Source organism: Corynebacterium sp. MSK041, assembly GCF_030232265.1.
Classification (GTDB): Bacteria; Actinomycetota; Actinomycetes; order Mycobacteriales; family Mycobacteriaceae; genus Corynebacterium.
Genome location: NZ_JASPJK010000073.1, coordinates 1 through 252, shown reverse-complemented (window position 1 = coordinate 252; position 252 = coordinate 1). Strand labels below are relative to the sequence as shown.

At 65.9% G+C, this 252-nt stretch carries 1 pseudogene; it reads left to right on the top strand.

Going from position 1 to position 252, the window contains the following annotated elements:
* Positions 1-51: 51 nt before the first annotated feature.
* Positions 52-252, top strand: a pseudogene (locus QP968_RS11230) (DUF349 domain-containing protein); the annotation flags it as partial.

The window sequence follows — 252 nt, the reverse complement described above, 5'->3', positions numbered from 1 at the left end:
ACGAGTATTTCCGCTCGCGGAGCCGGTGACTGACGTGCAAAGGAAGAAAGCATGACCGACAAGCAGCAGAGTTCCCAACCCCAGACCGGGGCTGCCCGCCCGAAGCCGGGCCCACGCCCAGGCCCGGGTGCCATGCCCAAAAAGGTGAAGCCCACCCCGGGGATGAAGGCGCAAGCTCCTGTGTCAGTACACCCGGTCAGGTCCAATCCAGCGGACTTCGGGCGAGTCGACGCCGACGGTGCGGTGTGGCTG